Consider the following 8,255-nt stretch of genomic DNA (forward strand, 5'->3'; position numbering starts at 1 on the left):
GTCATGCTCAAGGTGAACCGCACGGATGGACTTCATCCAGTGTTCGCCGTTAGGAGCAAGCCCACCGGGGAAGTAGTACGGATCAGACATCAACTTGGTGACAAGCTTGGTCGTTACCACAACGTCTTGGACGCAGTAGTCCTGCATCGCCTTTGACCAATGCTTCCATTCGAGACCCGGCGTGTACGTTGTGCCATCTGCAAGGCACTGAGCCTTAAAGTCGGTCGTGTACTCGCCTTTCATCTCGCCTAAGCGATAGCCCCAGGCTTCCAATGCATGGGACCCAAAGCGATTACCTGGGAGCCGTCCAGTGCGCAGAAGGCCACCGTCTGTGTCTCTAAGGTTCGCGTGGATCAATCGGGACAGGACAAGGGTGTCCATGACCTTCTTGCGGGGTATGTTGAGACGCTTACCGAAGTATTGGCGCTTCAGCTTGTCGAGGACCGGGATGTCGTACTTGATCCCGTTATGGAAGACCACGAGGCCATCCGGCTTGGCTGCTTCAGCCTCAAGCTGTGCGATGTATTCCTTGAGCTGGTCAGGACCAAACTCGAAGACCTCACCGGTGAAATAATCCTTGCTGACCCCACAGTGAAACTTGCTAACGTTCTCAAGGAGTCCGTCTGTCTCAATGTCAGAAGTCAGCATTAGGCGTTACCTTGATGCAGCTCAGCGGCAACCACAGGCCTTGCTTACGGGCCGTACCGCGCATCTCAAAGTGAACTGCCCAGCCGGAAAACCCCTTCAACTTTTCGGATTTTTCAGAACCCGGCGCGATCCATTCCGAGGACTCTACGGTGAACACATACCGGCGATACATGTACGCGTTCAGGTAGTGGCCAGGAGGCAGGGACGTCACAGTGAACGAAGCCCCATCACGTACAGGACTGGTGCGCTTTGCAGGAGGCGTAAGAAGCTCTTGAAGCTGCTCTTTGAACAACTCCAACTCAGTCTTCGCCGGGGCGATCCAACGAGGCTCCCGCTGAAGGTGGACTTTCGAGTCGTCGTAGGAGTAACCCAGCGATTCCAGCAGCTTTACAGCAAGTTCACCTTTGCGCAGGTGGGCGCGTACTTTTTGATTGTCCACAGTGAATCCTCCAAAGGAATTGGTGACGGGATGGGTGTTTGAATTAAGGTTGAACGAAGGGTCCCCAAAGCGGAGACCCTTGAGTCACTCTTAGATCAGAGCGGAAACCTTGGCGGCTTCTTCGGTCAGACGCTTGCTCTCACTGGCAGCTTCGAGGGCCTCTTCAGCAGCCTTTGCGCTGGCCTTAACGAGGAAGTCGGCTTGAGCCTTCTTGGCGTTCGCAGCCTTGGTCATTGCTGCGGCCAGCTTCTTCAATGCGAATTTGTACAGTTTGATAATGGTCATAGGGTTCTCCTTGAGTGGGTTAAAAGTCGGGGTTTGGTTCTTTCGGTATGTCGTCCTTCCAGTCGTCGTCACTGCCTGGTTTCCAACCATCGGGCATCTCGTCCAGCCACCCGGTTTCCTTGTTGTAAATCAGATAGCCAGCCACGCCTGTGTCGCCTGTGAAGCGGCACTTCAAGACCCTGATCGTGACCACGTTTGGGTTGTCCCCTTGCTGGTTACGCTCCATGGCAATGATGGTGTCACTGAGCTGACGTAGAGAGCCGGAACCTCGAAGGTCCGTAATGGAAACCTGACGGCCTTCTTCGTGGGCCTTCCCTTTCTCGGGGTTCTTCAGGTGACAGATAACGACCATGAGGATGTCGTTGGTCTTGGCGAAGGTCTTTAGCTTGGTCATAAGGCGGTCGATAGTCTTTCGCTCGTCGCCGTTGTCATCCATGCCCGAAACCACGATAGAGATGTGGTCCAGCACGATCACCTTGCAGCCCTGCCCCTTCACCATGAAGTGCAGCTTGGACATCAAACGGTCTTCTACGGACTCCGCGAAGGAGTCATAGAGAAACAGCTTGTCCGTCTCAAAGATGGCGTCAAAGGCAGCGTCAAACTCTTCCTCTGTGGTGCCGTCAGGGTTCTGTCGATAGCGACGGCGCATATGCAAGCCCACGAGGTCCTCAACGGTTTCCTCAACGGACTCTTCAAGCATCGCAACGCCAACAGGCAGGCCGTGTTGCTGAAACCAGCTGTAAACGTTCTGGCGCACAAAGGTGGACTTACCCATGCCCGACCCGGAAGTCACCATAAGCAGCTCACCGGCCCGTGCATCCTTGGTCATACGGCGAAGTTCAGCAGGACCCGCCAGGGGAATCCTTGGGATGTCTTGCTTGTTCTTAATGCGGGACTTGAGGGACTTCGCGGAGACCACACCATCCGGGACGAAAGGCGCGGCGTTCCACATTGCATCCATGACGGCTTTTGCTTGGCCGTTCATAACGCATTCGTTCGGGTCCTTCATGGGCAATACGGCGATCTTCACCTTGCCCGCTGGGAGTACCTCAGCAGCATCCATTGCCGCTGCACGGCCAACGTCATCCATATCAAACATGAGGATGATTTCGTCGAACGTATCGAGGTACTCATAGTTCTTCGCGCAGGCCTTACGGGCACTTGGGGCACCTGTAGGGAGCGACACAACGGGATACTTCCCGCCTTGCAACTGGGCAACTGTCAGACAATCAATCTCACCTTCCGTGATGATGATCTTCTTGCCGCCTGACCACAGATGCTTCCCGAAGAGGCAGTCCGCGCCGTGCTTACCCGTAGATGAGAAGTTCTTGTCAGCGTCTCGAATCTTCTGGCCTACAAGATTCCCGTGTTCATCACGGTAGTCCGCTACCTGAATGTTCTTTCCGCTGTGGGTCTTGCCTACCCAGTATCCGTACTGTTTGCAGATGGCCTGTTGCAGACCACGCTTAGGCAAGTCCTGAAAGCGTCCTTGGTGTTCGCCCATCGCCATAGTGCCGTTAGCACGCATGGTGGCCTGTCGTGTCGTGTGGCCCTCTGAGCCATCGCCAGGGGTGTGGTGTTCGCACACAAAGCAAAAGGTATGGCCGTCTGAGTAAGTGGCCATGCCATCGCTGGATGAACACTCATCGACGTTCGTACAGGGGCCTTTGTGGAGCAGTTCGCTTTCTGGTAGATCCTCAGAACGGTCCATTAACACCGCCCACAGGAACCTCCACGGTTTCGCCGGTTGCCCGCCGATCACGCAGGTCCAAAAACTTGGCCTGCATCTTCTCCAAGCGTTTCAGCGAGTAGTCTTTACGAACAGCCGCCAAAGTGGACCAGTGGGTCTGTCCAACAAAACGAACATGTGCCCCGTCGATCCCGTGATGAATCCCCGAGATAACGAACTGGTTCAGGTTGAAGTCGAAAGCATCAACGGCTTCGCTGACATCCGTACAGTCGTAGAGGCAAACATCAATGTTCGTGCCTGCGATCTTGAAGACACCAATGATTCGGTCGGAAGAGGACTCGTTGTAGAAGTGAATGACAGAGTGCGCGATACCTGCCTTTTCAAGAATCGAAGAGGCATACAACTTGTCGTCGCAGCAAATAATCACGTCGATGTCTTTAGGAGTGACACCAAAGTAAATATCTCGGGCTGCACCACCTGCGATAATGCTGGGGACGCCTTCTTTCTGGAACAATTCACACAGGTCAAAAGCCCCTTGCATAGTTGCCCGATTAACAGACATAGGTAATCCTCCTAAGTTAAGAGGTGAAAATTGCTGTTAAAGCGAACCCATTAGGTCCGCTCTACAGTTGCTTTATGGGTATTACGCTGAGGTTCTCTTAAATGCCCATTCAGCCACATCAAAGGACGGGCAGGCTTTGCCAGAGTCGAGGTCTCTATGGCCTTTAAGAGTTGCGTTGGGATACAGAGGCACAAGGGTCTCCCAAACCAAAAGGTCCAGGGCTTTCCATTGAGCATCCGTGAAGTTGTTCTGAGGCTTCAAGTTGTCATCAACACCACCAACAAGACAAACACCGACAGAATCAGAGTTGTGACCTTTAACGTGGGACCCTACGACATCGTGAGGACGGCCTGTTTCCACAGTGCCATCTCTTCGGATGATGTAGTGGTAGCCAACGTCAAGCCAGCCTTGTTGTACATGCCACTGACGAATCTCACGCAGACCAATGTCCATGGAGGGGCGTGTAGCTGCGCAATGAAGAACGATAAGGTTTGTCACCTCCCGCTGTTTGAATTGGACACGAGCCATTAGTTACGCTCCTTTCTCTTTCAGAATCCCGTCAGGAATCTGTCTCTTCTTCTCCTTCATCCAAGCCAGTGGAACTAACTTGTCTGCGAATTGAATATTATGTTTCTCACACCACGCCCCGTAAGTCGTAGGTGAGCCCTTGTAGAGCTTCGCCTTGCTCGATGAGAAGACCAGACGAATATCAAGCTGGGGATATTGCTCACGCAGCAGCAAGTGCTTTTTGCGATCTTCAACTTCCCAAATCCCTTTACACTCAATGATGATTCCGTTCCCCAAGATGAAGTCCGGGAGATACTTAGCGACTCGTGCAGGGATCGTGTAGTTAATCCAATGCAGCTCAAAGGTGTAAGGGATACCGTGCTTGTCCATCAGTTCGCTATTCTTCTCTTCCAGACCCGACCGAAAGGAACTTGCAGTTCTTCGGGGTCCGGCGTAGCGACCGAATGCGGCCACTGTTAGAAGTCGCCTGCATCGTCTGGGATTTCTTCGTCAGCGTGACCACGGGAACCGGTCTCTTCGCCTTCTTCCCATTCGCTGGAATCGTCAGCGGAGTAGCCGCCCTCTTCCACGTCATCAGCCCAGTCGTTACCGCCATCGAACTCTTTCAGGTTCAGCAGCATTACGCTGTCGATTTGCAGCTTCACGGAAGCACCGGCCACAGCGGTCCAGCCATACGGGAACAGAGTGAACTTCACTTTCAGCTCAGAGCCGCCAGCGATGGCCGGAACGTTGTCGATACGCTTACCTTTGGAGTCGACCACCTTCAGAGGAATCGCTTTGTTCTCCTGGGTGTTCTTGTCGATGTACGAGGCGTAGCCCTTGATCTTGAAGGTCACAGTGCCATCGCCGTTATCCACGAAAGGCATGTCGCCCTCGTATGGCAGCAGCGGCTTCTTACCGCGTGGAACAACTGGTGGATTCTTCTCGTGTTCAGCCAGGAGTTTCTTGTAGTTGGCTTCGTGCGCCTGGACGATCGTATCGATCAGAGGCTGAGCGGCTCGGGAAGAAACTGTGAGGTCAACTTTCCAGAGACCACGCGGGTTGCCGAAGCCCTTTTCAGGGTTGCCGTAGTCCGGCTTTTGGAGAGCGCAGTACGGTTCTGCGAAACCTTTAGGAGTGGTGAGAATTTCTTTACGTGGACCTGCCATAGTTATGGGTCTCCTTATTGAATTACCTAAATTGAAGGCGCAGGAATCCGCTCAAGACCTTTAAGAAAGCCTCAAGTGAAGTGTCTGTGCTTTAAGTGGGTGTTTAAAACTTACGAGAAGCTCGGTTGAATAACCTTGCGGGATTCGCTTTGCAGTTCTTCACGGCTAATTGCCATGGAGATTTCTTGGGCTGGCGACTTGCGCACCGACCGATATACCGAATAGACCACATGGATAAAATGTTCCTTCAAGAACGACTTTTTGAATCGCCACACGTCATGCTTGAAGTGGGCATTACTTCCAGGCCCTGCAAGCTCCAACAAAGTCAGCTCGACCAGCTCCTGTTGCTTTATGGTCATTAAGCGTTCGTAGAGAACACCGGCCAGACCCGATTGTCGGACATGGCTGAAGTTATTCAGGTGAAGGAAGCCGTCAGGTTTAGCACGGCCATTACCCTGTGAGAGATTCATTAGATGTCCTCCACAATGCACACAGCCGAATGTTCGCGGCGCATACCACTGTCGGCACCACTCCAGGACTTCACGGACAGTTCAACTTGCTTCGCTGTGATCTTCACGATCCGGGAAGTAGTTAGCCCACGATAGGCTGCACGCTCAGTATGTGCGACCAACTGACCGACCTTCAGCTCACGGCCTGCAACATCTACGGCGCTCACAGAGTCACCCCAAAGCGATCCACATTTGGAGCGACCATAGGACGGATACGAGTTACGCGGGCACCACTGCTAAAACGGGCCTCAGCAGATGCCCATGCAGCGTCCATACTGACCGCGTAGATAGTTACTTCGTCTACGTGATCGTCAATTTCTACTGTTGCCTTAAAGGTCTTATGCGCAAGTTCCACTATTTGATTACTCCTTGTTCTTTGAATTGTTTGGATTGTTCAACAAGACGCTCACCGAAAAATGCGACTTTCTCAGCGTCGTAAAGACCATCCGGTTTAGCGCCGACCTTGGCTTTGCCGAGAGTTCGTTGCGCGGCTCGTCGCCAGATCGCTTTAAAGGCATTGCCTTCGGCGTAGTTCATCCCCAGGGCTTCAATGATGTCGTTACATTCAGCGCTATAGGGACACTTGGCGGGGGTTGTCGGGCTCTTGATGAACACTGTGTAATAACTAACTGAGCGACCGCTGTATTCAGTCATTTACGTATTCCTTTACTTTCTGCCAGATGTCCAACAGACGGTTCTTGATGCGGACCCAAAGAGCCTCTTTAGGCTTTGGTGTCTGTGCGTGGCGCTGGGTACGCTGATAGGTAAACAGTGCAGCGTTATATGCACGATCATTTGCCGACTGGGCCAAACGATGGGCGAACGCAGGCGTGGAGCGAGACATAGAAGTCCTCCTAAGAAGTTTTAACGATTAAGTCAGTTTCGAATAATTGCTACTGCAAACCACAGAAACAGAAGAGTCCCGATAGGATGCGCATAGACCAGCCTCACCAATTCATCCATTAAGTTACTCCTTAATAGTTGGCGCGGAGATGCCACGAAAAGAATCGAAAGATGGGTGACGCAAAGAACCGTCCGGGTATCGCTCCATGAACGTGACTTTTACTGTGTGGCCCTCGTAGGGATTCTCTTCAGTTGGCGGGCAGCAGGTACAGGAGACCTCGTTATATGCGTGGTACTTAGCCGTGAACTCTTCCATAAGTGCCTTACTGATCTTGCAGGCATTCACAACGTGGCCGGACTCAAGAAGTACCTCGAAGCCAATCACCTTGCCTTCATTAGCCAGCCCAGGAGTGCCCCAAACAAGACCAACAACCTTTCCGTCTTCGTTGTCATCCGGGGTCATCTTCCACATGCCGGATTGCTTAGAGCGCTTGTAGATCCCGATAGGGTCTTTAAGCACCAAGCCTTCCAACTTACGTTCACGGACGGACTCATAGAGCGTGTCGACCTCCACCATGCTGAAGCAGTCCAAGGACTCAACGACCGACCAAGCAATCTCAGGGAATCGCTCTTGAAGCAACTTCACCTGATACTCAACGTGGTACTTCATGACACTGTGGGTCACGTCATAGTCCTGTCCCGACCGGACCACAGACATAGGCAGAATGCCGAACACGATCACCTTCAAACGGCTCAGGTCGATAGCTTGATGGCGGCGAAGAGTCCCGGCGATGTCTTTGCACGGGAGGTCATCAATACGCAGCTCAGCGTCCAGCATGAACCCTTCAGGAAACAACGCTTCGTCGGTCTCAAAGAAGTCTTCCCAACGGCGATCACCATCAAGAGCGCCTAATGCGCCCATGGCGGGGAATCTCTTACCTTCGCGGCTCAGCCATTCGGTAGTCCAGAACTCTTCTGTGCTATCTACGTGATGCTGTTCAACACAAAGATTCAACCGGACCCCATCTTCTTTAACGTCAGCAATCAAATAAGACTCTTCAAGAACCTTACTGACAGCCTTCTCGTTAAAATTGACTGGGCGGTGCGGGCTGGTCTCGATGATTACGCTTTGAACCTTGCTCATTTATTCAGCCTCCTGCCAGATGTCACGCTTTGCTTGGCGCTGCACTTTGTTCAACTTGCCGCGACGGACCCGCACAGCTTCCATTTCGTCATCTGTGCGGCGCTTGGAAGTGCGGGTGTTGCATTCAATTGTCTTAGTGGATTGCATAGCGAAAAGAACTCCTAAAGTGTTGGGAAGGTTGGTTGTGCTTTTAGTGGGTGTTTTAAATCGTGAAGAAGGCAGGCAAAGAAAAACCCCAGAGAGACCGGTTAAATCTCAATGAGGTTTCGTTGTGCTTTTAGTGGGTGTTTTAAGCTGGACTATGCGAAAGCAAACTGGCTCTCAAGGATCTTCGTGATATCCAGGGACCCCTTAGCAGGGATCGCAGGCATCTTCTCAAGCTGGGTCTCGTGGAGCTGCTCCATGAACTGCTCACGGAAGTCGTCCAAGACATCGTTCTCGGTGTACGTCTCAACCATC

Annotated in this window: 13 protein-coding genes and 1 pseudogene; all 14 read right to left on the minus strand. The window is 52.5% G+C overall.

The genetic code is table 11. The features are described 5' to 3' along the window. A pseudogene (locus ACR52_RS30840) lies at positions 1 to 648 on the minus strand (hypothetical protein); the annotation flags it as partial. Beyond that, complete coding sequence (locus ACR52_RS28775; RefSeq protein ID WP_048731831.1) at positions 635 to 1,087, minus strand: hypothetical protein; 453 nt, start codon at positions 1,085 to 1,087, stop codon at positions 635 to 637. The gene ACR52_RS28775 and the pseudogene ACR52_RS30840, both read right to left, overlap by 14 nt. Positions 1,088 to 1,177: 90 nt before the next feature. Beyond that, positions 1,178 to 1,372, minus strand: a complete 195-nt coding sequence (locus ACR52_RS28780; RefSeq protein WP_048731833.1) for a hypothetical protein — start codon at positions 1,370 to 1,372, stop codon at positions 1,178 to 1,180. A gap of 19 nt (positions 1,373 to 1,391) precedes the next feature. Further along, positions 1,392 to 3,083: a DnaB-like helicase C-terminal domain-containing protein gene (locus tag ACR52_RS28785; RefSeq protein ID WP_048731834.1), complete on the minus strand. Its 1,692-nt coding sequence runs from the start codon at positions 3,081 to 3,083 to the stop codon at positions 1,392 to 1,394. After that, the gene (locus tag ACR52_RS28790) at positions 3,070 to 3,624 is read right to left on the minus strand and encodes a hypothetical protein (protein ID WP_048731835.1); all 555 of its coding nucleotides are present in this window, start codon (positions 3,622 to 3,624) and stop codon (positions 3,070 to 3,072) included. Before ACR52_RS28790 ends, ACR52_RS28785 begins: the two co-directional genes overlap by 14 nt. An 81-nt stretch (positions 3,625 to 3,705) precedes the next feature. Further along, positions 3,706 to 4,152, minus strand: a complete 447-nt coding sequence (locus tag ACR52_RS30020) for a peptidoglycan recognition protein family protein (protein ID WP_082143276.1) — start codon at positions 4,150 to 4,152, stop codon at positions 3,706 to 3,708. A gap of 3 nt (positions 4,153 to 4,155) precedes the next feature. Next, positions 4,156 to 4,605 carry an endonuclease I gene (locus tag ACR52_RS28800; RefSeq protein WP_048731839.1) on the minus strand — a complete coding sequence of 150 codons (450 nt, stop codon included), beginning with the start codon at positions 4,603 to 4,605 and terminating at the stop codon, positions 4,156 to 4,158. Positions 4,606 to 4,607: 2 nt separating this feature from the next. Further along, positions 4,608 to 5,300, minus strand: coding sequence for a DUF2815 family protein (locus tag ACR52_RS28805; protein ID WP_048731841.1), 693 nt, complete (start codon positions 5,298 to 5,300; stop codon positions 4,608 to 4,610). A gap of 110 nt (positions 5,301 to 5,410) precedes the next feature. Then, positions 5,411 to 5,770, minus strand: coding sequence for a hypothetical protein (locus ACR52_RS28810; protein WP_048731843.1), 360 nt, complete (start codon positions 5,768 to 5,770; stop codon positions 5,411 to 5,413). Positions 5,771 to 5,972: 202 nt separating this feature from the next. Next, a complete protein-coding gene (locus tag ACR52_RS31975; RefSeq protein WP_048731846.1) occupies positions 5,973 to 6,164 on the minus strand; it encodes a host cell RNA polymerase inhibitor in 192 nt (63 codons plus the stop codon). After that, complete coding sequence (locus tag ACR52_RS28825) at positions 6,164 to 6,463, minus strand: hypothetical protein (RefSeq protein WP_048731848.1); 300 nt, start codon at positions 6,461 to 6,463, stop codon at positions 6,164 to 6,166. Before ACR52_RS28825 ends, ACR52_RS31975 begins: the two co-directional genes overlap by 1 nt. Further along, complete coding sequence (locus ACR52_RS28830; protein ID WP_048731849.1) at positions 6,456 to 6,653, minus strand: hypothetical protein; 198 nt, start codon at positions 6,651 to 6,653, stop codon at positions 6,456 to 6,458. Before ACR52_RS28830 ends, ACR52_RS28825 begins: the two co-directional genes overlap by 8 nt. A 123-nt stretch (positions 6,654 to 6,776) precedes the next feature. Further along, positions 6,777 to 7,796, minus strand: a complete 1,020-nt coding sequence (locus tag ACR52_RS28835) for an ATP-dependent DNA ligase (RefSeq protein ID WP_048731851.1) — start codon at positions 7,794 to 7,796, stop codon at positions 6,777 to 6,779. Further along, entirely contained in the window at positions 7,797 to 7,943 is a 147-nt protein-coding gene (locus ACR52_RS32040) for a hypothetical protein (RefSeq protein ID WP_456238979.1), read from the minus strand. Between the last annotated feature and the right edge of the window lie 312 nt (positions 7,944 to 8,255).

Source organism: Pseudomonas fildesensis, from assembly GCF_001050345.1.
Classification (GTDB): domain Bacteria; phylum Pseudomonadota; class Gammaproteobacteria; order Pseudomonadales; family Pseudomonadaceae; genus Aquipseudomonas; species Aquipseudomonas fildesensis.

Bases quoted from the DNA above. Each gene is read 5' to 3' on its own strand.
- ACR52_RS28780 (WP_048731833.1), bottom strand. From the start codon at position 1,372: ATGACCATTATCAAACTGTACAAATTCGCATTGAAGAAGCTGGCCGCA.
- ACR52_RS28785 (WP_048731834.1), bottom strand. From the start codon at position 3,083: ATGGACCGTTCTGAGGATCTACCAGAAAGCGAACTGCTCCACAAAGGC.
- ACR52_RS28790 (WP_048731835.1), bottom strand. From the start codon at position 3,624: ATGTCTGTTAATCGGGCAACTATGCAAGGGGCTTTTGACCTGTGTGAA.
- ACR52_RS30020 (WP_082143276.1), bottom strand. From the start codon at position 4,152: ATGGCTCGTGTCCAATTCAAACAGCGGGAGGTGACAAACCTTATCGTT.
- ACR52_RS28805 (WP_048731841.1), bottom strand. From the start codon at position 5,300: ATGGCAGGTCCACGTAAAGAAATTCTCACCACTCCTAAAGGTTTCGCA.
- ACR52_RS28810 (WP_048731843.1), bottom strand. From the start codon at position 5,770: ATGAATCTCTCACAGGGTAATGGCCGTGCTAAACCTGACGGCTTCCTT.
- ACR52_RS28825 (WP_048731848.1), bottom strand. From the start codon at position 6,463: ATGACTGAATACAGCGGTCGCTCAGTTAGTTATTACACAGTGTTCATC.
- ACR52_RS28830 (WP_048731849.1), bottom strand. From the start codon at position 6,653: ATGTCTCGCTCCACGCCTGCGTTCGCCCATCGTTTGGCCCAGTCGGCA.
- ACR52_RS28835 (WP_048731851.1), bottom strand. From the start codon at position 7,796: ATGAGCAAGGTTCAAAGCGTAATCATCGAGACCAGCCCGCACCGCCCA.
- ACR52_RS32040 (WP_456238979.1), bottom strand. From the start codon at position 7,943: ATGCAATCCACTAAGACAATTGAATGCAACACCCGCACTTCCAAGCGC.